A 19836-nucleotide genomic window follows, 5' to 3' on the forward strand; every position below is an offset into this window, starting at 1 on the left:
ATCCGTCCTACTGGATCCGTCCTACTGGATCAAGCCTCTGCGCAGACCGATGGCGACCGCCTGGGCACGGTCGTTGGCGCCGAGCTTGCGGAACAGCCGGCGCGCGTGGGTCTTGACGGTGTCCTCGGACAGGTAGAGCTCGGCACCGATCTGGGCGTTGGACCGCCCGTGGCTCATGCCGGTGAGGACCTCGATCTCCCGCTTGGTCAGCGGGACGCCCGGGATCGCGCCCGTGGTGGGCACGCCGACGGGAGCGCCGTTCGCGTCGGGAGCCGTGACGGAGGGGTTGCCGTTCGACGGGGTGCGCAGGTCGCTGGCCCGGAAGCCGCCCTGGCTGGGCACGTCGACCGACGGCCGCGTCGGGGGCTGGACGGGGAGCACCGGGCTGGCCAGCACGTGGGCGGCCACCGCGGAGAGCTCGGCGCGACCGACGTCGGGCGCGAGGAAGCCACGAGCACCGAGGGCGAGTGCGCGGTCGAGGGCGACGGTGTCGTCCGGCAGCGCCAGCAGCACGATCGCAGCCGACGGCGCCACCGCGCGCAGCCGGCGGATCGCCTCGATCGCGCCGGGCGCCGCGAGGTGCGCGTCCAGCAGCACGACCGTCGGCGGCATCCGCCGCGCGAGGCTCAGCAGCTCGTCGACCGTGGACGCTGCTCGCACCGGACCGAGCGCGGGCACGCCGATGGAGGTCACGACGAGCCGCTCTCGAACGACCGCCGAGCCGTGACAGACCACGACTCCCGCCATGTTGTTTCCCCTCTCGGGCCCCGTGCGGGCCACCCTGAGTCCTATCGGCCGAGGATCACGCTGAAGTTAGCCGGAGAGACCAACCGCACTCTTCGTGGGCGGGGCTTCGTCCGCCTGTGCGCCACCTGGGTGGAATGTCTCCCCCGCTCGGCGGCGATCTCACCCGTCCACGCTCGCGGTCGCGACGGCGAGAACCTCGTGCAGCAGCCCGGTGAACGTCCGTGCCCGGTGGACCGAACGTCCGAGCGGGACCGCTCCCGCGGCCCGGTCGGGCACCATCACGAACTGCGGCAGGGCCGGCTGCTCGCGGGCCAGCCGGTCCACCACCTCGAGGTCGGCGTCGCCACGCTCCCCGAGCATCACGACGGCCCGCGCCCGGGTCATCGCCGTGAGCTCGACCGCGTGATGGGGCCCCACGGGCCCTCCGACGATGCGTGCGTCGACGCCCTGCGCCGCCAGCGCCCCGGCGAGGACGTGCGCGACGAGCGGCCGTGCCTCGCGTGCGGCGACCAGCACCAGGACGACCGGTCGGCGTCCGACGCCGATCGGGACGGGCCGCTCCCGGAGGGCGGCGAGCACCCCGGCGTGGACTGCGAAGGTCGCGTCGACGCCGGGCAGGTCGACGACCGTGCGCCGGGCGAGGGCGGCGAGCACCGGCTCGACCAGGCTCGTCCACCAGAGCACGACGTCGATGGTGCCGTCGAGCGCGAGCAGCCGAGCGCACCGGGCGACGTCGCCGGCGAGCGCAGCGTCGACGACGGCGGTCGGTGTCGTCGGCGACGCGTCGGCGGCGGTCGTGACAGGGCCGGCGACGACGTCCGTCGCGAGCGCGATCCGCGCGGACTCGACCGGGGCGACGCCGTCGAGCGTGAGCCGGCGCATGATCAGCAGCCGCTCGACGTCGGTCGCCGAGTAGCGACGGTGCGCGCCGGCGGAGTGCTCGGACGGCCCGAGCCCGTACCGGCGGTCCCAGGTGCGCAGCGTCGCGGGGGCGACCCCGAGGCGGCGGGCGACTGCGGCGACGGCGAGCGCAGGCGTCGGCGTGGCCGCCGGTTCGTCGTCGTCGCGCGTCACCATGGCGCGATTCTGCCAGGCCGACACGATTCGGCCCGATCTACGCGTGTCGTCGCCGACACGCCGACCTGCGGCAACATCCGCAATCGCGCCATCACGCGAATGTGTGACACACCCTTGAACAACTTCTGGCGCGGTTGTAACGTCCTCCTCAACGCGTCACCCCGGTGGACATCACCGGACATCCGTGTTCACAACTTTTCGGGGCGTCCGCTACCGCGGTATCGCACCAGAGCGACTCAGGAGGAACACACATGGCCGAGATCTCGCGCCTCCCCGGACCGGTGATGGACCTGTGGGAGTGGCAGTTCGACGGAGCCTGCCGTGACGAGGACCAGGACCTGTTCTTCCACCCCGAGGGCGAGCGCGGCTCTGCACGCCGTCGCCGCGCCGAGGCGGCCAAGGCCATCTGCGCGACCTGCCCGGTGATCCAGGAGTGCCTGAAGCAGTCCCTCGCCGTCCGCGAGCCGTACGGCGTCTGGGGCGGCCTCTCCGAGGACGAGCGCGCCGCCGTCCTCGCAGAGCGTGGCCGCGCCACCCGCGTCGGCTGACCTCCGCTCGACCAGAGCCCCCCTCCCCGTCGGCACGACCGGGGAGGGGGGCTCTGGCATGTGCGCACCCCGCAGACGCCGGAAGGCCCCCACGGCAGCTGCCGTGAGGGCCTTCCGAGCGAGCGGGGCGCAGGCGCCCCTCAGCTCACTTGACGACGATCGCGAGGATGTCGCGGGCGGAGAGGATGAGGTACTCCTCGCCCGAGTACTTGACCTCGGTGCCGCCGTACTTCGAGTAGATGACCTTGTCGCCGACGGCGACGTCGAGCGGGATCCGGTTGCCGTTGTCGTCGACACGGCCGGGTCCGACCGCCAGGACCTCGCCCTCCTGGGGCTTCTCCTTGGCGCTGTCCGGGATGACGAGACCGGAAGCGGTCGTCGTCTCTGCCTCGAGCGTCTTGACGACGATCCGGTCCTCGAGGGGCTTGATGGAGACCGACACAGCGGACCTCCCCTTCGCATGTGAGTAGTTCTCTGAGGTTCGTGCGCGCTCATCGACCACGTCGTCGCGGGTGCCGTGGTCTGGAGCGCAGCTGGCACACTCACCGGGAGAGTGCCAGCCATCACTCTAGGAACCGGTTAGCACTCGGTCAAGGCGAGTGCCAACGAGCGGCCCATCACGCCCTGGAGCGAGCCCCTGCGTGCGAGGATCGCGGGATGGATCGCGACGGCATCGCCCAGCTGCTCAGCCCGGCGGGCTGGGCCCTGCTGTCGGCGCTGCCGCCGTACGACGAGAGCCGGACCCTGGCCCTGTCGGAGCGGATGCGCGACGAGGGGATCGACCCCGCCCTGGTGGCCGCCGCCCTGACGCAGTCCCGCCTGCGCGCCAAGGCCGCCGGCAAGTTCGGCACGTTCGCGGACGGCATGCTCTTCACGGCGGCCGGGCTCGAGCAGGCCACCCGGCTCAGCGTCGCGGCGCACCACGCGCGCCGGTACCGCGACGCGGGCAGCACACGGGTCGCGGACCTCACCAGCGGGATCGGGGCCGACGCGATGGCCTTCGCGGGCATCGGCCTGCGGGTGCTCGCGACCGACGTCGACGAGGCCACCGCCGCGATCGCGACCGTCAACCTGCGGCACTTCCCCGACGCCGAGGTGCGCCACGGCGACGGTCTCGACCTGGACCTCGAGGCGGAGGGCATCGACGGCGTCTACGCGGACCCGGCCCGTCGGACGTCGTCGGGCAGCCGCGTGTTCGACCCGGCCGCCTACGAGCCGTCGCTGGACGCCGTGCTCGCGGTCCGCGACCGGGTGCCTGCCCTCGGGCTCAAGCTGGGTCCCGGCATCCCGCACACCGCCCTGCCCGCCGACGCCCAGGCCCAGTGGGTCTCGGTGGACGGCGACGTGGTCGAGGTCGGGCTCTGGTTCGGTCCGCTCGCACCCGAGGGGCCCGGGCGCTCGGCGCTGGTCCTGCGCGACGGCGAGGCGCACGTCGTGCAGCAGACGTCCGAGGAGCGACCCCCGACCGGCACGCTCGGCGGCTACCTGTACGAGCCCGACGGTGCGGTGATCCGGGCCGGCCTCGTGGGTGAGACCGCCGCGCAGGTGCACGGCCGGCTGCTGGACGCCACGATCGCCTACGTGACCTCGGACGCCCTGACCGCCGTGCCCACGGCGACCGCGTACCGGGTCCTCGACGTGATGCCGTTCGGCCTGAAGCGGCTGCGCACCTACCTGCGAGGACGCGACGTGGGCAAGCTGACCATCAAGAAGCGCGGCACCGCGGTCGTCCCCGAACAGCTGCGTCGCCAGCTCGACCTGCGGGGCAGCGCCACGGCGACGATCATCCTCACCCGCGTGGCGGGCAGCCAGCAGGTGCTCGTGGTGGAGCCCGTCTGATGGCTGCGCCGGTCACCGTCCCGTTCGGGCACTCGGAGCGGTCCACCGTGGGCATCGAGTGGGAGGTCGCCCTCGTCGACGCCGACTCCGGGGACCTGCGGCAGGCCGCCGAGGCGATCCTCGCGGCGGTCCAGCCCCCCGGGGGCGGCGAGCACCCGCTGATCACCCAGGAGCTGCTGCTCAACACCGTCGAGATCCGGTCGGGCAAGTGCCGCACGATCGCCGAGGCGACCGCCGACCTGCAGCGGGCGCTCGACGAGGTCGAGGAGGTCGCGACGCCCCTGCGCATCCAGCTCATGGGCGGCGCGACGCACCCGTTCGCCAACTGGGCGCAGCAGAAGGTCACCGACAAGCAGCGCTACGCGACGCTCATCGACCGGACCCAGTGGTGGGGGCGGCAGATGCTGATCTACGGCGTGCACGTGCACGTCGGCATCGAGGACCGCGCCAAGGTGCTGCCGCTGTCCCGGGCGATGCTGACCGTGTTCGCGCACATCCAGTCCCTGTCGGCGTCGTCGCCGTTCTGGGGCGGCCGGGACACCGGCTACGCCTCGAACCGGGCGCTGCTCTTCCAGCAGCTGCCGACGGCCGGCCTGCCGTTCGCGTTCGAGGACTGGTCCCAGCTCGAGCAGTACGTCGGCGACATGATGCACACCGGGGTCATCGACCAGTTCGACGAGGTCCGCTGGGACGTCCGCCCGTCGCCGCGGTTCGGGACGCTGGAGATGCGGATCGCCGACGGCGCCTCGAACCTGCTCGAGGTCGCCGCGATCTCCGCCCTGACGCACTGCTTCGTCGAGCACTTCTCCTCGATGCTCGACCGCGGCGAGACCCTGCCGACGCTCCCGCCGTGGTTCGCGCAGGAGAACAAGTGGCGCTCCGCGCGGTACGGCATGGACGCGATCATCATCACGAACGCGGCCGGCGACGAGGAGCTCGTGACGGACGCCGTCGGACGCTGGCTGGTCGAGCTGGCGCCCGTCGCCGAGCGGCTGGGCTGCGCGGCCGAGCTCGAGCAGGTGCGGGTCATCCTGCGCCGGGGAGCCTCCTACCAGCGGCAGCGGGCCGTCGCCCGACGTCATGCGGGCGAGCTGGACGCGGTGGTCCGCTCGCTGGTCGCCGAGCTGAAGGCCGGACGGCCCCTCTAGCTTTCACGTCTTCGGTCAAGTCCTCGCTTGAGCGTGGCTGATCGCGCCCGGGCTGCGTGGCGTGGGCGTGGTGGTGCGCATGGGTCGTCTCGGCGNCTAGCTTTCACGTCTTCGGTCAAGTCCTCGCTTGAGCGTGGCTGATCGCGCCCGGGCTGCGTGGCGTGGGCGTGGTGGTGCGCATGGGTCGTCTCGGCGGGTGGGGTCGTGGGTCGGCAGGCTGATCAGTCGCCGTCGTGCGGCAGGCTTTCGTCTTCGCCGTGAGGACCCCAGGCCGGGCGGGCGGCAAGCTAGGTTGCGCCGTCGTGCGGCATAGCTATCACGCCGTCACCGCCCGGTCTGGTGCCGATTCTGACGGTAGCGCTGCTCGTCGAACTCGTCTTGTGTCGTCATCATCGCGTGAGCGAGCCGGCAGACGTGGCGGGCCAGGGCAACCCGGATCTGCATCGGCTTCATCCCGCGCGCTGCCAGCTCCTCGTGTCGGTGGATGAACGGTGCGCAATGCATCGACAGACCCCAGGCCATGTTCATCAGGGCGTCGCGGTGTTCGGGAAGGCCTTGGCGGCTGATCGCTCGGCGCCGCTCGATCGTCGAGGACTGGTAGGCCGAGGGAGCCAGGCCGGTCGCGCAGTAGAGCCGCTCGGGCGTGGGGAACCGGGCGATGGGCATGCTGAACGCCGCGAACGCCGCGGCCCGTGCGGTCTTGACCCCAGGCAGGCTGGTCAGGACCTGGCCCTCGGTGTCGGCCAGGAGCACCGCGATGTCCGCGTCGACGATCTCGATGTCTGCGCTCAACGCTCGCCAGCGAGCGACGCTGCGCTCGAGCCGCTCGACCCGGGCCGTGACATCGGCGGGCGGCGGCAGGCAGTCCTTCCAACGTGACGCCCAGAACACGGCGTCTGCCTGGGTGAGCCGCCCGGGCGCCCTGGCGATCAGCGAACGCGCCGCGACCGGTCTGGCGTCGAAGGCGATCAGGCAGTCCAGCACCGCCTGCCCAGCCACGCCGAACAGGTCGAGCTTGCGCCCGTGACCCGGTGGCGCCGACAAGCCCGGACACAACGTGTTGACCTGGTCGTGCAGCCGCTGCTGAGCGACCTTGCGTTCCTGGACCAATGCCCGCCGGGCCCGCACGGTCGCGAGCAGCGCCTCGTGCTGGTCGCCAGCCACCGCCCGGCCGTGGCCTTGGCGGGCCAGATAGGTCAGCGCGGCGCAGTCCCGATCGTCGGTCTTGAACCGGCGCGACCCGAGCTGGGCGCGCGCCGCCGCGGTCTCCGAGGGGGCGAACACGCGCACGGCGCCCGGGAACCGTCGGCCCAGCTCGCTGACCCATGCCCGGTGCAACGCCCCGGTGGACTCGATCGCGAAGATCGGCAGGCCCGCACCAGCGTGCTGACGGACCAGGCGATCGAGTTCCTCCAACCCTGGGCGAAGGACCGACAGCGACAACGGCTCGACCACCAGGCCGCCATCGTCCCTGCTTAACCAGACCCGATTGACCGCCTTACCCGGATCGATCGCGACGACCAGCGTCGTGACCGGCAACGCCTTCTGCAGCAGCAGCACCACGGCACCTCCCACCCGAGGACAACGTCACGACAGACGTTGCCCCTCGGGTGGGTCGAGATCTATCAGCTGTCGTTCATCCTCGTCCCATGGCGACGGCACTGGTGATCGGTGGCAGNAACGCCTTCTGCAGCAGCAGCACCACGGCACCTCCCACCCGAGGACAACGTCACGACAGACGTTGCCCCTCGGGTGGGTCGAGATCTATCAGCTGTCGTTCATGACGCCGACGAGACGGTGAACGACTCCGTCGGGCACGCCTGCGGGACCGAGTCGTCTACGAAGCCTCCGCCGAGCGCGATCGTGTCTCCGTCCTCGTACAGCTCACCTCGCCACTCCAGGCCTTCAGCCTTCATCGAGACGAGCTTTCGCGGGAAGATCGGCACCCACACCTCGCCGGTACCGGCCTCGACCACCGTCACGCAGTCCCCGTCGAGGTCGAGCGAACCCTCGAGCAGTGCCTGGTCACCGACTTCTTCGACCGTGTCATGAGTCGCGACCATCGGCCCGTCGTTGCCGGTGCCGCATCCGGCGAGGGCGAGAGAGAGCAGCAGGAGCGGCGCGGCACCGGGACGGAGCATCGTTTCAGCCTAGCCAGATCGAGACGCCCGAGTTCACGTAACTGAGCTTGGAGTAGATGGCGATGCTGCTGTTCCCACCCTTGTGGATGCCGACCGGAGTGCTGCCGACCAACCACGGCCCTCCGGAGTCGCCCGGCTGGCTGGCGGCGGACACGACCACGAAGACGGCACTGCAGGTGCCTCCGCACATGCTCGAGGGGGGCTGGTACGCGATGCTGGTGATCGTGCCGCACGCCCACCCGGTGGTCTTCCCGCGGTGGCACGCCCACGAACCCTGCGCGACGGATCCAGGCGCTCCGTACTGGAACGTCGTCGACGACGCCCGGAAGTAGCCGCGCACCAGCGAGTTGTGCGAAGCGACCCGGAAGTACGCCAGGTCGGCGAGCGAGTCATAGCGCTGCACAAGCGTTTTACGACGATCTGTGCCGATACTGCGGCGAACCCGTCCTGACTGCACGTGGCCTCACCTGCTACTTGTCTATACCTACTAGCGGGCATAGCCTGAGCGCATGGACGAGCCCCGCGACCCGCAGCTCCTCAAGGGAGTGCTCCCGATGCTCGTGCTCGCCCTCCTGACCGAGCGCGAGTCCTACGGCTACGAGCTGGTCACCCGGCTGCACGAGGGCGGTCTCGACGACCTGAGCGCCGGCACCCTCTACCCCGTGCTCAACCGCCTCGAACGCGACGGGCAGATCTCGTCGCGCCTCGTCGCCTCGTCCGCGGGCCCCGCCCGCAAGTACTACCTCCCCACCGACACGGGGGCCGAGCAGCTCTGGAGCACCGCACGCGCGTGGCAGCAGCTGGCCGTCACCGTCGACCACCTGCTCGCCCGCGCCACCCCGAAGGAGACGTCATGAGCTCGACACGCGACACCCTGGTCCGGGAGCTCTACCTCATGCGCTTCAGCTGGGCCATGCAGGACTACCCCCGGTACAAGCCGATCGTGCGCGAGCTGCGCACCGAGCTCACCGCGACCGCGGCGGAGGTCGGCATGCGGCAGGCGGTCGCCGACCTGGGCCACCCCCGGGTGCTGGCCGACGGCTACCTGAGCGAGCTCGGCCGGCCGGTACCCCGGTGGACCACCGGCGCCGTGTGGGGTGCGCTCGCGGTCGCCGCGGTCGCCTACCTCGCGATGGCGTACGCGGTGGGGACCCTCGACACGATCGAGCAGATGGGCGGGGGCACGCTCGAGCGCGTCTTCCTCGGCGCGACCACGACCTTCGTCGCCGAGAGCAGCACGCTCGCCGTCGAGTCCACCTTCACGTGGCAGGTGCTCGTGTTCTACGCCCTCGTCTTCACGGTGCCGTTCCTGCTGGGCGCCCGCGTGTGGCGGAGCTGGGCGAGTTCTCCCACCGGGCAGACGGTCGCGGCCTGACGGTCAGACCAGGACCTGGGTCAGGGGCATGGACGAGTCGACGGGCAGGTCGAGCGACGACGGGGGCAGCCCGCGCCGCACCACGGCCGCCCCGAGCGCCGCGATCATCGCGCCGTTGTCCGTGCAGTACCGGATCGGCGGGATGCGCAGCGTGATCCCGGCCTCGGCACACCGCTTCGCGGCCATGTCCCGCAGCTGCGAGTTCGCGGAGAAGCCGCCGCCCACCACCAGGGTGTCCACGCCGTGCGCGCGGCACGCCGCGATGGTCTTGGCGGTCAGCACGTCGGCGACCGCCTCGGCGAACGAGGCCGCGACGTCCGGCAGCGGCACCTCCTGACCGGAGTCCTGCCGCGCCTCGACCCACCGCGCGACGGCCGTCTTGAGCCCGGAGAACGAGAAGTCGGCGGCGTGCGCGGCCTGGTCCTTCGCGGCAGTGAGCCCGCGCGGGAAGCGGATCGCGGCCGGGTTCCCCTCGCGCGCCAGGCGGTCGATGTGCGGGCCGCCCGGGTACGGCAGGCCGAGCAGGCGGCCGACCTTGTCGAACGCCTCCCCCGCCGCGTCGTCGAGCGTCGAGCCGAGCTCGGTGACCCGCACGGTGTCGTCGAGGAGCAGCAGCGACGAGTGACCGCCGGAGACGACGAGCGCCATGACCCGCTCGGGGAAGGCACCGTCGACCAGCTCGTCGACGACCGCGTGCCCGATCACGTGGTTGACGCCGTACAGCGGCTTGTCGAGCGCGAGGGCGAGCGCCTTGGCGGCGGACGCCCCGACCGTCAACGGCCCGACCAGCCCGGGGCCGGCCGTCACGGCGATGGCGTCGACCTCGCCGAGCGAGACGTCGGCGGTCGCCAGCGCCCGCTCGATCGTCGGCACCATGGCCTCGAGGTGGGCGCGGGACGCGATCTCGGGGATGATCCCGCCGAACCGCGCGTGCTCGTCGACCGAGCTGGCGACGGCGTCGACCAGCAGGTCGTAGCCGCGCACGAGGGCGACGCCGGTCTCGTCGCACGAGGTCTCGATCCCGAGGACGAGGGGGTCTGCCATGCGCCCAGGATAGGCGGGCGCGGAGCTGTGACGACCGCCACCCCGCTGCTCGGAACAACCGTAGTTGGTTGACGCTTCAACCACACATGACCACTGACACCACAGTCCTCGACGGCCTCGACTTCCCGACGCCCGGCCTGGCCGTCGCGGACGACGTCGCCGACCTCCTGTTCCGCGCGGCCCGCACCGCCGCTGCGTTCACCCCCGACGAGGTCAGCGACGAGCAGATCGCCGCGGTCTACGACCTGGTCAAGTGGGGCCCGACCGCCCTCAACACGATCCCGCTGCGCCTCCTGGTCGTCCGCACGCCCGAGGCCCGCCAGCGCCTCGCCGCCCACATGAGCGAGGGCAACCGCGACCGCGTCCTGGCCGCCCCCGTCTCCCTCGTCCTGGCGGCCGACACGTCGTTCCACACCCACATCCCGACGCTCGCACCGCACATGGCCGCGCTCGCCGACGCCCTCGAGGGCCAGCCCGAGCAGCGCGAGTCGATGGCGCGCACCAACGCGCTCATCCAGGCGGGCTACCTGATCGTCGGACTGCGCGCCGCCGGCCTCGCGGCAGGCCCCATGGGCGGCATGGACACCGACGGCATCGACCAGGAGTTCTTCGCCGACAACGGCTGGAAGTCGCTCCTCGTCGTCAACGTCGGCCACGTCGAGGGCACCGGCACGCACCGTGCCCGCGCCGAGCGGCTCGGCTACGCGCAGGCGTCCCTGACCGTCTGACCCCTACGCCGTCCCGGTCGCGACCGGCCGGGACGGGTCGTTCGACCACTGCGACCAGGATCCGGGGTACAGGGCCGCGTCGACACCGATCGACGCCAGCGCCGCGACCTCGTGCGCGGCCGTCACGCCGGACCCGCAGTACACGGCGACCGGCCCCTCGACGGACCCGAACCGCTCCCGCAGGGCCGCGTCGGACATGAACCTGCCGTCGGGTCCGACGTTCCCGGCCGTGGGCACCGAGAGCGCGCCGGGGATGTGCCCCGCGCGGGGGTCGACCGGCTCGACGTCACCGGCGTACCGCTCTGCCGCGCGGGCGTCGAGCAGCGACCCGTCCCACGCGGCCGCCTGGTCGGCGTCGATCGTCGCCAGCGACCCAGGCTCCAGCACGACGTCTCCGGGCTCGGGCGTCACCGACCCGGCCTCGAGCGGCAGCCCGGCAGCGGTCCAGGCGGCGAGGCCGCCGTCGAGCAGCCGCACGTCGCGCACCCCCGCCCAGCGCAGCAGCCACCACACGCGGGCCGCGGACATCCCGCCGACCGCGTCGTACGCGACGACCGGCCGATCGGCCGTGACGCCCCAGCGACGGGCGGCCGCCTCGAACGCCGCGAGGTCGGGCAGCGGGTGGCGACCCTCCTGCGGCGAGGCCGGGCCGGCCAGCTCGGTGTCCAGGTCCACGAACACGGCACCCGGCAGGTGCCCGTCGAGGTGACGGTCGTGACCGTCCGTCTGCCCCAGCGCCCAGCGCACGTCGAGCAGCACCGGCGGAGCGGCGCTGTCCAGCTCCGCGCTCAGCGCGATGGCATCGACGATGACCGCACTCCTCGTCATGTCGGCTCCTCCCGGCCACGCAGGTCCAGCCGCATGGTCCACGCGTCGATGTTCCCCGGTTGGTAGTACGCCCGGCGCATGCCGAGCCGTTCGAAGCCGGCGCTCTCGTACAGGTGGATCGCGGCGTCGTTGTCCACCCGCACCTCCAGGAGCACGACGGCCGCACCGACCTCCCGCGCCCGGTCCAACAGGTTTGCGAGCATCCGCCGGCCGAGCCCCCGTCCCTGGAACCGCTCGTCCGTGCCGATCGTCATCACCTGCGCGTCGAACCCGTCGAACCACAGACCCGCGTACCCGACGAGCTCGCCCCCGACCGTCGCGCCCACGTACCAGCGCCCGGGGCCGACGATCTCCGCGGCGAGGCTCTCCGGGGACCAGGCGGCCGGGCCGAACAGCTCGACCTCCATGCGCTCCAGGGCGGGGAGGTCCGCGGGGGTCAGGACGCGGATGTCGTCGGGCTGGCCGGTCATCCGAGCACGCGCTTGCGCGCGGCCTGCGGCACGGCGTCGGGTCGACGCAGGTACAGCGGCTCCGTGCCGAGCGCGCGACCGTCCGCCACCCGCCCCAGGGCCAGACGAGCCAGCTCCGCCGGGTCGGGATCGAGGAGCCCGAACCCCTCCAGGTCCACCATGCCCTGCGCGGGCACGGGCTCGGCGCCGGCGACGACGACGGGCCCGGGGCTCTCCGGCCGGGACCGCGGCTCCAGCGCGTCGGCGTACAGCAGCGCGCCGCGCCCGACGGCCAGCGCCCCGGCGGTGCGGGAATCGGCCGCCACGTCCGCCGCCGCCGCGACCTCGGGTGCCACGAGCACCTCGATCCGACCCGCGTCGACGAGTCGATACAGCGCCCAGTACACCTCGCGGCGCCGGGCGTCCGTCGAGACGAGGACGTCCGTACCCGACGGCAGGGTCCGGGACGCCCGCAGCGCCACCGCGTCGAGGCTCGGGACGCCGTGGGCGGGGATGCCGAGGGCCAGCGCGAGGGTCCGCGCGGTGACGAGCCCGACGCGCAGCCCGGTGAACGGCGCCGGGCCCGTACCGACGACGACGGACGTGAGCTCGCGCCGGTCCACCCCGGCGTCGGCCAGGACGGCGGCGATCATCGGGGTCAGCAGCTCGGCGTGGTGCCTCTGCTGCGCGTCCGAGCGCTCGGCCAGGAGGACTCCGGCGTCGTCGGTGAGGGCCACCGCGACGGCGGCGGACGTGTCGAGGGCGAGGACGGGCACGGGGGTCAGCCTGCCACCGGGTCGACGTCGGGCAGCGCGACGTCCGCCCAGCGTGCACCGACGGCCCGCACGGTGACCACGCGCTCCCCCGCGGCGGCGTCGTCGAGGTCGTCGTCGTCCAGCGCTCCCCCGCGCGGGCGCTGCAGCGTGACCTCGAGCCGGTCCTGCGCGAGCGACTCGACCCAGCCCTCGCCCCACTCGACGACGGTCACGGCCTCGTCCAGGCTCGCGTCGAGGTCGAGCGCGTCCACCTCGTCGAGCGAGCCCAGCCGGTAGGCGTCGACGTGCACGAGGGTGGGCCCGTCGCCGAGCGGCGGGTGCTCGCGGGCGATGATGAACGTCGGCGACGCGACCTGGCCGCGGACGTGCAGACCGGCACCGATGCCCTGCGTCAGGGTCGTCTTGCCCGCGCCCAGGTCGCCGGTGAGCACGACGAGGTCGCCCGCCCGCAGGACCTCCGCGAGCGCGCGGCCGTACGCCCGGGTGGCGTCGGCGTCCGGGAGCGTGACCGTGATGCTCATGACACCGCCTCGCTGTCGACGTGCACCCGGGGCACACGTGCGCCGATCCGGGTGACGATCTCGTAGGAGATCGTGCCGGCGGCGACTGCCCAGTCCTGCGCGGTGGGTCCGCCGTCGCGCCCGGTCCCGAAGAGCTCGACGCGGTCCCCCGCCTGCTCGGTCGCCCCGGGACCCAGGTCGAGGACGACCTGGTCCATGCAGACGCGACCGGCGACACCGAGGGTGCGACCGCCGACCCGCACGGGCCCGCCGGGCTGCTCCTGCGTGCCCGAGGCGTGCCGCGGGATCCCGTCGGCGTACCCGAGCGGGACCACCCCGAGCACCGTGTCGTGCGTCGTGACGTACTGGTGCGCATACGAGACGCCGTGTCCGCCGGGCACCGTCTTCACGTTCGCCAGCTCGGCCTCGAGGGTCATCGCAGGCACCAGGCCGTAGTCGTCGTGCCCGCCGAGCTGCGGGACGGGTGACAGCCCGTAGACCGCGATACCGGGCCGCACGAGGTCGTAGTGGACCGCGGGGGTGGTCAGCGTCGCGGCGGAGTTGGCCAGGTGCCGGACCTCGAGCGCGACGCCGGCGTCCGCGACGGTCCGCAGCGCGTCCGCGAACACCTCACCCTGGTGCTCGACGGTCGGGTGCTCGGGCTCGTCGGCGAACGCGAGGTGGCTCCAGAGCCCGACGACCTCGACCGCTCCCTCCGCGCGCAGCCGCAGGACCTCGGGCAGGATCGCGGCGAGGTCGGCGGGGGTCAGCCCGTTGCGGCCGAGCCCCGTGTCCACCTTGAGGTGTGCCCGGGCCGGCCGGCCGGCGGCGCGCGCGGCAGCGGCGAGCTCGTCGAGCGCCCACCGCGCGGACACCGACACGTCCACGTCGGCGTCCACGGCCTCCCGCAGCGGTGCGCCGGGCGCGTAGAGCCAGGTGAGCACCCGGGCGTCGGTGATCCCGCCGCGCCGCAGGGCGAGCGCCTCCTCCACCTGCGCGGCCCCGAGCCACGTGGCACCCCCGGCGACGGCCGCCGCGGCGGTCGGCAGGAGGCCGTGGCCGTAGCCGTCGGCCTTGACGACCGCCATCACCTGCGCGGTGGGGGCGTGCGCGGCGAGCGACCGGACGTTCGAACGGACGGCCGCGAGGTCGACGACGGCGCGTGCGGGGTACCAGCTCACGGCGACCAGTCTCGCACCGGTCGTCAGCCGAGCAGGACGACGACGTCGGCGCGGACGGCCGTCGCCGCGACCAGCCGGGCGTTGTTCTCGTCCGGTCCGTGCGACCAGGCGCGCGCCGCCTCGGGTGACTTGCCGAACGCCTCGTGCCGGGCCACCAGCCGGACCAGCCGCAGTGCGTCGTCGGGCGCCAGGAACCACGACTCGTCGAGAAGGGCGGCGACGGGTGCGAACCCGTGCGCGTCCAGCAGCAGGTAGTTCCCCTCGACGACCACCAGCCGCGCCTCGGGCGGGACGGCGATGGCGCCGGCGACGGGGTTGCGCAGGTCGCGCCGGTACTCGGGCGCATAGACGATGCCGCCCGTCCCATCCGCGATGCGCAGACGCGTCAGCAGCGCCACGAACCCGTCGGCGTCGAACGTGTCCGGCGCCCCCTTGCGGTCCGCGCGCCCGATCCGCTCCAGCTCCGTCTGCGCGAGGTGGAACCCGTCCATCGGCACGACGACCGCGGCCGGTCCGACGGCGTCGGCCACCTGTGCGGCGACCGTCGACTTGCCGGCCCCGGGTGCGCCGACGATGCCCAGGATCCGCCGCGGTCCGCTCGCCAGCAGCTCGTCCAGGCGGGCGAGGAGGTCAGGAGTCAGCGTCACCGGCCCAGCAGCTCCGCGATCGTGCCCGGCAGCGCGTCCGCGACCGCCTGCGCCGAGATCGGGCCGCCGGGGTTGGCGCGGTGGGCGGCGCGGCCGTGCACCAGCGCGGCCGTCGCCGCGAGCGCGGCGGCGAGCGACGGGTCCTCGTGGACCGCGTCGACGGAACCGGCGAGCAGCGCACCCAGCAGGCCCGCCAGCACGTCGCCCGCTCCCGCCGTGGACAGCCACGCGGGCGCGTCGGCCTGCGCGTACGCGGCGCCCTGCGCACCCGCGACGACGGTCACCGGGCCCTTGAGCAGCACCGTCGCGCCGGTCAGCTCGTGCGCCCGCCGTGCCCACCGCAACGGGTCCGCCTCGACCGCGGCCCGGTCGACGTCCTCGCCGCGCTGCACCAGGATCCGCGCGAGCTCGCCGGCGTGCGGTGTCAGGACGGCGTGGGGGCCCACCCGGGCAGGCAGCAGCTCGAGCGCACCCGCGTCGACGACGGCCGCCTCGCCGTGCTCCAGCACGTGCTCGAACGCGTACCCGATGCGTCGCCGCTGCCCGGCGTCGTCCGGTGAGACCCCCGGCCCGAACACCCACGCCTGCACGCGCCCGTGGCCCACGACGACCTCCGGGTGGGCGGCCACCACCACGTCACCGACGTCGCCCAGGTACCGCACCATCCCGACGCCGGCCTGCACGGCCGCGCTCGTCGTGAGCACCGCCGCCCCCTGGTAGGCCCGGGAGCCCGCCACGACGCCGACGACGCCGCGCGTGTACTTGTGCGCGTCGCGCGTCGGTACCGGCCACAGGTCGGCGACGTCGCCGGGCTCGAGCCGGACCACCGCGGGCGCCTCCGGCAGGTCCAGACCGAGGTCGACCAGCTCGACGCGCCCGGCGGCATGGGTGCCGGGCGGCAGCAGGAGGCCGGGCTTGAGCGCGCCGAACGTCACCGTCAGGTCGGCGTCCAGGACGGTCCCGTCGCGACGCCCGTCGTCGACCCCGAGGCCCGACGGCACGTCGACCGCGACGACGAACGGGCGCCCGCGGTCCAGGACCGCCTGGACGAGCTCGCCCGCCGTCCCGCGCAGGCCCGCGCCGTCCGAGCCGATGCCGAGCAGCCCGTCCAGCACCAGGTCGGCGCCGCCGACCAGAGCCGTGGCCTCGTCGACCGACCCGTCGACCCGCAGCACCCGCCCGCCGGCTCGCTGGAGCGCGGCCAGACCCTCCTCGTGGACGCGGGACCCCGTCAGGACCGCATGGACCTCGACGCCGCGCCGGGCCAGCAGCGCGCCTGCGTGCAGGGCGTCGCCGCCGTTGTTGCCCGGTCCCGCGAGGACGACCACGCGCGCCCCGGCGACCGTGCCGCGCCGCTCGCGCAGGACCGAGGCCGTGTGCACGTGCAGCGCGAAGGCAGCCCGTTCCATCAGGGGGACGCCGGCCGCGAGCAGCGGCTCCTCGGCGGCCCGCACCTGCGCGGAGGTCCAGGTCTGCAGCACGTTCCTCATCCTGACGGGTGGGAGCGCATTCGCACGCGGGCACGGGCGACGAGGTCCGATTGCATCGATTCGATCCCACCACGCGCGAGCGCCGCAGCGCAGGTAACGTGCCCCGCATGCGCTTCGGACTCTTCATCCCCCAGGGCTGGCGTCAGGACCTCACCGGCATCGAGCCGCGCGACCACTGGCAGACCATGAGCAGCCTCGCCACCCATGCCGACCAGGGCGACGCCTACGACTCGATCTGGGTCTACGACCACTTCCACGCGACCCCTGAGCCCAACGGCGAGGCGACGCACGAGGCCTGGAGCCTCATCAACGCGTTCGCCGCGAGCACCAGCCGTGTCCGCCTCGGCCAGATGTGCACCTGCATGGCGTACCGGAACCCCGCCTACCTGGCGAAGGTCGCGACCACCGCGGACATCATCTCGGGCGGTCGTGTCGAGATGGGCATCGGCGCCGGCTGGTACGAGCACGAGTGGCGCGCGTACGGCTACGGCTTCCCGTCCGCGGGCGAGCGGATCGCGATGCTCGACGAGGGCGTGCAGATCTTCAAGCAGATGTGGACCAACGGCACCGCGACCCTGGCCGGCACGCACTACCAGGTCGACGGCGCCCAGCTCTCGCCGCTCCCCCTGCAGGTCGACGGTCCCCCGCTGTGGATCGCGGGCGGCGGCGAGAAGAAGACGCTGCGGATCGCCGCCGAGCACGCCGCCTACACCAACTTCGCGGGCGCCCCGGAGGCCTTCGCGCACAAGTCGGAGATCCTGCGCGGGCACTGCGCGGCCATCGGGCGCCCGTTCGACGAGATCACGCGGTCGTCCAACTACAACGTCGTCATCGGCTCCACGCAGGCCGAGGTCGACGACCGCTTCGCCTGGATCGAGGAGCACCTCAGCAACTCGATCCCGAGCTCGGCGCCGCGCGTCGCCGAGGAGTTCCGCAACGGCACCCTCGTCGGCACGCCCGAGCAGATCGTCGAGAAGCTCCAGGGCCTCGAGAAGCTCGGCATGACCTACGCGATCACCTACTTCGCCGAGGCTGCCTACGACCGCTCGGGCATCGAGCTGTTCGAGTCCGAGGTCATCCCGGCGCTGCGCTGAGGGGTCAGTCCCGCTCGGCGACCACCACGGCGGACGCGATCCCGGCGTCGTGCGATATGGACAGGTGGAACCGGTCCACACCGGCGGCGGCCGCCGCGGCGGCGACCGTCCCGCTGACCTCGACCACGGGCTGCGCACCGGCGACCCGCCGGACGGTCGCGTCCTGCCAGCTCATCCCCGCGGGCGCGCCGAGCGCCTTGGCGATGGCCTCCTTGGCCGCGAACCGCGCGGCCAGGGAGGTCTCGGGCATCTCCTGCTCCTCGGGCGTGAACAGCCGCGTCCGCAGCGCCGGCACCCGGTGCAGGGTGTCGACGAAACGCGCGACGTCGACGACGTCGATGCCCACCCCGACGATCACGCGACGATCACTCGACCGTGACCGACTTCGCGAGGTTGCGCGGCTGGTCGACGTCGAGACCCTTGGCCGTCGCGAGCTCGCACGCGAAGACCTGCAGCGGCACGACGGCCAGCAGCGGGGCCAGCAGCGTGGGCGCCTGCGGCACGAAGAAGACCTCGTCGGCGTAGGGCAGGACGTCGTCGTCGCCGTCCTCGGCGATCACCAGGGTGCGGGCCCCACGGGCGCGGATCTCCTGGATGTTGGACACGACCTTGGAGTGCAGGGAGTCGCGTCCACGCGGCGACGGCACGATGACGAACACCGCCTGCCCCTCCTCGATGAGCGCGATCGGACCGTGCTTCAGCTCGCCGGCGGCGAACCCCTCGGCGTGGATGTAGGCGAGCTCCTTGAGCTTGAGCGCGCCCTCCATGGCCACCGGGAACCCGACGTGCCGGCCGAGGAACAGCACCGACTTCGTGTCCACCATCGACCGTGCGGTCTCGCGCACCCGGTCGGCCCGGTCGAGGACGCGCTGGATCTTGTCGGGCATGGCGCGCAGCTCGGAGAGGATCTCCGAGACCTCGTCCGCGTACTTGTTCCCGCGCAGCTGCGCCAGGTACAGGCCCAGCAGGTACGCGGCGGTGATCTGGGCGAGGAACGCCTTCGTGGACGCGACCGCGATCTCGGGGCCGGCGTGCGTGTAGAGCACGGCGTCGGCCTCCCGCGGGATGGTCGAGCCGTGGGTGTTGACCAGGGCGAGCACCTTGGCGCCCTGCTCGCGTGCGTGCCGGACGGCCATGAGGGTGTCCATGGTCTCGCCGGACTGGGACACCGCGACGACCAGCGTGCGCTCGTTGACCACGGGGTCGCGGTAGCGGAACTCGTGCGCCAGCTCGACCTCGACGGGGATCCGGCACCAGTGCTCGATCGCGTACTTGGCGACGTGCCCGGCGTAGGCGGCGGTGCCGCAGGCGACGACGACGATCTTGTCGACCGACCGCAGGACGGACTCGTCGATCCGGATCTCGTCGAGCACGAGCCGGCCGTGCGCGTCGGTCCGGCCGAGGAGCGTGTCCGCGACGGCGTGCGGCTGGTCGTGGATCTCCTTGTCCATGAAGGACGCGAAGCCACCCTTCTCGGCGGCCGCGGCGTCCCAGTCCACCGTGTAGCGACGCGCCTGAGCGGGCTGGCCGTCGAAGTCCGTGACGGTGACGGAGGTCGGGGTGATGGTCACGACCTGGTCCTGGCCCAGCTCGAGCGCCTCACGCGTGTGCGAGATGAACGCTGCGACGTCGGACCCCAGGAAGTTCTCGCCGTCACCGATGCCGACGACGAGCGGCGAGTCGTGCCGGGCGCCGACGACCACGTCGGGGGCGTCCTCGTGGACGGCGAGCAGCGTGAACGTCCCGTGCAGCGTCCGCGCGACGGCGGTCATCGCGGCCGTCAGGTCGCCCGTCGTGGCGTAGGCGCGCGCGATGAGCTGCGCGGCGACCTCGGTGTCGGTCTCGGACGTGAACCGGACCCCGTCGGCCTCGAGCCCCGCCTTGAGGCTGGCGAAGTTCTCGACGATCCCGTTGTGGATCACGGCGAGCTTGCCGGCGACGTGCGGGTGCGCGTTCACGTCGGTGGGTCCGCCGTGGGTGGCCCACCGGGTGTGGCCGATGGCCGCCGTCGACTCCGGCAGCGGCCGCAGGTCCAGCTCTTCCACGAGGTTCGCCAGCTTGCCGGCCTTCTTCGCGGTGGCCAGCGTCCCGTCCGGACTGACGAGTGCGACGCCCGCCGAGTCGTACCCCCGGTACTCGAGGCGCCGCAGCCCCTCCAGCACCACGTCCAGGGGGCGGTCGCTGGCTACCTGGCTACCGACGTAGCCGACGATTCCACACATGG

The 19836-nt window shown here is 73.0% G+C and carries 23 protein-coding genes; 7 read left to right on the forward strand and 16 right to left on the reverse strand.

All coding sequences use genetic code 11. The annotated features are described in order from the left end of the window. Window positions 1-21: 21 nt before the first annotated feature. Together ASF78_RS06185 and ASF78_RS06190 are read right to left on the reverse strand one after the other, a co-directional pair. Complete coding sequence (locus tag ASF78_RS06185; protein WP_056585779.1) at window positions 22-747, reverse strand: response regulator transcription factor; 726 nt, start codon at window positions 745-747, stop codon at window positions 22-24. A 159-nt stretch (window positions 748-906) separates the two neighbouring features. Next, a complete protein-coding gene (locus ASF78_RS06190) occupies window positions 907-1824 on the reverse strand; it encodes a MerR family transcriptional regulator (protein ID WP_056585780.1) in 918 nt (305 codons plus the stop codon). A gap of 251 nt (window positions 1825-2075) precedes the next feature. On the opposite strand from ASF78_RS06190, the gene ASF78_RS06195 reads away from it, so the two are divergent. After that, window positions 2076-2372 carry a WhiB family transcriptional regulator gene (locus ASF78_RS06195; protein WP_056585781.1) on the forward strand — a complete coding sequence of 99 codons (297 nt, stop codon included), beginning with the start codon at window positions 2076-2078 and terminating at the stop codon, window positions 2370-2372. A gap of 145 nt (window positions 2373-2517) precedes the next feature. Here the strand turns inward: ASF78_RS06195 and groES are convergent, their stop codons facing one another. Continuing rightward, window positions 2518-2814, reverse strand: a complete 297-nt coding sequence (gene groES, locus ASF78_RS06200) for a co-chaperone GroES (RefSeq protein WP_055912235.1) — start codon at window positions 2812-2814, stop codon at window positions 2518-2520. 215 nt (window positions 2815-3029) lie between these two features. Here groES and ASF78_RS06205 point away from each other — a divergent pair, with 215 nt between their 5' ends. Together ASF78_RS06205 and ASF78_RS06210 are read left to right on the forward strand one after the other, a co-directional pair. Further along, on the forward strand, window positions 3030-4211 hold the full coding sequence (locus ASF78_RS06205) for a class I SAM-dependent methyltransferase (RefSeq protein ID WP_056585782.1): 1182 nt from the start codon (window positions 3030-3032) through the stop codon (window positions 4209-4211). Continuing rightward, the gene (locus tag ASF78_RS06210) at window positions 4211-5359 is read left to right on the forward strand and encodes a glutamate--cysteine ligase (RefSeq protein WP_056585784.1); all 1149 of its coding nucleotides are present in this window, start codon (window positions 4211-4213) and stop codon (window positions 5357-5359) included. The genes ASF78_RS06205 and ASF78_RS06210 overlap by 1 nt, the downstream gene beginning before the upstream one ends. 324 nt (window positions 5360-5683) lie before the next feature. Here the strand turns inward: ASF78_RS06210 and ASF78_RS06215 are convergent, their stop codons facing one another. The 3 genes from ASF78_RS06215 to ASF78_RS22265 all read right to left on the reverse strand — a co-directional run bounded on the left by ASF78_RS06215 (window position 5684) and on the right by ASF78_RS22265 (window position 7903). Beyond that, window positions 5684-6922: an IS110 family transposase gene (locus ASF78_RS06215; protein WP_056585786.1), complete on the reverse strand. Its 1239-nt coding sequence runs from the start codon at window positions 6920-6922 to the stop codon at window positions 5684-5686. A 215-nt stretch (window positions 6923-7137) separates the two neighbouring features. Continuing rightward, entirely contained in the window at window positions 7138-7500 is a 363-nt protein-coding gene (locus ASF78_RS06220) for a hypothetical protein (protein ID WP_056585789.1), read from the reverse strand. Window positions 7501-7504: 4 nt separating this feature from the next. After that, on the reverse strand, window positions 7505-7903 hold the full coding sequence (locus ASF78_RS22265; RefSeq protein ID WP_156374052.1) for a hypothetical protein: 399 nt from the start codon (window positions 7901-7903) through the stop codon (window positions 7505-7507). Window positions 7904-8009: 106 nt separating this feature from the next. On the opposite strand from ASF78_RS22265, the gene ASF78_RS06230 reads away from it, so the two are divergent. Together ASF78_RS06230 and ASF78_RS06235 are read left to right on the forward strand one after the other, a co-directional pair. Beyond that, window positions 8010-8357 carry a PadR family transcriptional regulator gene (locus ASF78_RS06230; protein WP_056585793.1) on the forward strand — a complete coding sequence of 116 codons (348 nt, stop codon included), beginning with the start codon at window positions 8010-8012 and terminating at the stop codon, window positions 8355-8357. Beyond that, complete coding sequence (locus ASF78_RS06235) at window positions 8354-8875, forward strand: hypothetical protein (protein WP_056585794.1); 522 nt, start codon at window positions 8354-8356, stop codon at window positions 8873-8875. The genes ASF78_RS06230 and ASF78_RS06235 overlap by 4 nt, the downstream gene beginning before the upstream one ends. Window positions 8876-8878: 3 nt before the next feature. On the opposite strand, the gene tsaD is transcribed toward ASF78_RS06235, so the two are convergent. Beyond that, window positions 8879-9919, reverse strand: coding sequence for a tRNA (adenosine(37)-N6)-threonylcarbamoyltransferase complex transferase subunit TsaD (gene tsaD, locus ASF78_RS06240; protein ID WP_056585796.1), 1041 nt, complete (start codon window positions 9917-9919; stop codon window positions 8879-8881). Window positions 9920-10005: 86 nt separating this feature from the next. Between tsaD and ASF78_RS06245 the strand changes: the two genes are divergently transcribed. Continuing rightward, window positions 10006-10647, forward strand: coding sequence for a malonic semialdehyde reductase (locus ASF78_RS06245; RefSeq protein WP_056585798.1), 642 nt, complete (start codon window positions 10006-10008; stop codon window positions 10645-10647). Window positions 10648-10650: 3 nt separating this feature from the next. Here ASF78_RS06245 and ASF78_RS06250 read toward each other — a convergent pair whose 3' ends face one another. From ASF78_RS06250 to ASF78_RS06280, 7 genes are read right to left on the reverse strand one after another with little or no spacing between them, the layout of a single operon-like run. Further along, on the reverse strand, window positions 10651-11475 hold the full coding sequence (locus tag ASF78_RS06250) for a sulfurtransferase (protein ID WP_056585800.1): 825 nt from the start codon (window positions 11473-11475) through the stop codon (window positions 10651-10653). Next, on the reverse strand, window positions 11472-11945 hold the full coding sequence (rimI, locus tag ASF78_RS06255; protein WP_056585802.1) for a ribosomal protein S18-alanine N-acetyltransferase: 474 nt from the start codon (window positions 11943-11945) through the stop codon (window positions 11472-11474). Before rimI ends, ASF78_RS06250 begins: the two co-directional genes overlap by 4 nt. Beyond that, window positions 11942-12700: a tRNA (adenosine(37)-N6)-threonylcarbamoyltransferase complex dimerization subunit type 1 TsaB gene (gene tsaB / locus ASF78_RS06260; protein WP_056585804.1), complete on the reverse strand. Its 759-nt coding sequence runs from the start codon at window positions 12698-12700 to the stop codon at window positions 11942-11944. Before tsaB ends, rimI begins: the two co-directional genes overlap by 4 nt. Window positions 12701-12705: 5 nt before the next feature. Further along, window positions 12706-13221 carry a tRNA (adenosine(37)-N6)-threonylcarbamoyltransferase complex ATPase subunit type 1 TsaE gene (tsaE, locus tag ASF78_RS06265; RefSeq protein ID WP_056585806.1) on the reverse strand — a complete coding sequence of 172 codons (516 nt, stop codon included), beginning with the start codon at window positions 13219-13221 and terminating at the stop codon, window positions 12706-12708. Then, complete coding sequence (gene alr / locus ASF78_RS06270) at window positions 13218-14381, reverse strand: alanine racemase (RefSeq protein ID WP_056585808.1); 1164 nt, start codon at window positions 14379-14381, stop codon at window positions 13218-13220. Before alr ends, tsaE begins: the two co-directional genes overlap by 4 nt. A 23-nt stretch (window positions 14382-14404) precedes the next feature. Further along, a complete protein-coding gene (locus ASF78_RS06275) occupies window positions 14405-15028 on the reverse strand; it encodes a nucleoside/nucleotide kinase family protein (RefSeq protein WP_056585809.1) in 624 nt (207 codons plus the stop codon). Then, window positions 15025-16518: a bifunctional ADP-dependent NAD(P)H-hydrate dehydratase/NAD(P)H-hydrate epimerase gene (locus ASF78_RS06280; protein ID WP_082494819.1), complete on the reverse strand. Its 1494-nt coding sequence runs from the start codon at window positions 16516-16518 to the stop codon at window positions 15025-15027. Before ASF78_RS06280 ends, ASF78_RS06275 begins: the two co-directional genes overlap by 4 nt. A 107-nt stretch (window positions 16519-16625) precedes the next feature. Here ASF78_RS06280 and ASF78_RS06285 point away from each other — a divergent pair, with 107 nt between their 5' ends. Beyond that, window positions 16626-17612, forward strand: coding sequence for an LLM class F420-dependent oxidoreductase (locus ASF78_RS06285; RefSeq protein WP_056585814.1), 987 nt, complete (start codon window positions 16626-16628; stop codon window positions 17610-17612). 4 nt (window positions 17613-17616) lie between these two features. On the opposite strand, the gene ASF78_RS06290 is transcribed toward ASF78_RS06285, so the two are convergent. Together ASF78_RS06290 and glmS are read right to left on the reverse strand one after the other, a co-directional pair. Further along, on the reverse strand, window positions 17617-17970 hold the full coding sequence (locus tag ASF78_RS06290; RefSeq protein WP_056585815.1) for a holo-ACP synthase: 354 nt from the start codon (window positions 17968-17970) through the stop codon (window positions 17617-17619). A 7-nt stretch (window positions 17971-17977) separates the two neighbouring features. Then, window positions 17978-19834, reverse strand: coding sequence for a glutamine--fructose-6-phosphate transaminase (isomerizing) (gene glmS, locus ASF78_RS06295; protein WP_056585817.1), 1857 nt, complete (start codon window positions 19832-19834; stop codon window positions 17978-17980). Window positions 19835-19836: the final 2 nt, after the last annotated feature.

Origin of the sequence: Cellulomonas sp. Leaf334 (genome assembly GCF_001424195.1) — a bacterium.
GTDB lineage: Bacteria > Actinomycetota > Actinomycetes > Actinomycetales > Cellulomonadaceae > Cellulomonas.